This window comes from Mesorhizobium sp. M8A.F.Ca.ET.161.01.1.1 (assembly GCF_004792105.1).
Taxonomy (GTDB): Bacteria; Pseudomonadota; Alphaproteobacteria; order Rhizobiales; family Rhizobiaceae; genus Mesorhizobium.
In genome coordinates, this window is record NZ_SRTD01000053.1 from 1 (window position 1) to 629 (window position 629).

Annotated in this window: 1 protein-coding gene; it reads right to left on the reverse strand. The window is 58.5% G+C overall.

Annotation, left to right across the window (positions count from 1 at the left end):
• Positions 1–629, reverse strand: a 629-nt coding sequence (locus tag EN804_RS34530) for a response regulator transcription factor (RefSeq protein ID WP_135922300.1), incomplete at both ends; no start/stop codon positions are given.

Genomic DNA, 629 nt, shown 5'->3' on the forward strand with positions numbered 1-629 from the left:
GCAATTATCTTGTTCGCCTTGCCTGTCCTGAGCGCCTCCACAACCGCAGCTTCGCGTGTGGTGAACATGCCGGAGAGCGGACGGACACCGTTTGCGGTCGAGTGGATGATCTCTCGCAGCGCCAGCACGCAGCTGGCGGGAACAAAGATCCCTCCGGCACGAGCAAGACCAATGGCCTCGGCAGCGACCTTCACCGTCACGCTTGTGGGAATATAGCCTCGGGCGCCGCATTCGAGAGCCGCGAGAACCTCCCCTGGCTCATCGGAATCCACCACGACGATTACGGGTACGGTGCCAAACTCGGAAATTAAGTGCGCAAGTTCCGCCCGAACACTCTGGTCCGTGACCTTCCTGGCGCCAAGAATTACGAGGATCGCGGACGGCTCCTCGTCCCCGGCAATGTGCTGGATTTCGTCAAGCGATCCTACCGCGCTAACGCGCAAGGTGGGATTGTGTTCGATAAGGCCGCGCGCAAGGCATTCACGCTCAAGCGCTCGCTTGTCGACAATCATAACCAAGCCTTCGCTCGGACGTCCTTCGTCGAGATCGGACCTGCCAAGACCATTCGCGTCCGGCAGATGTCCATTGTGTAACGGTTTTGTTGCATCGTTCCAAAAATCGGAAATTTG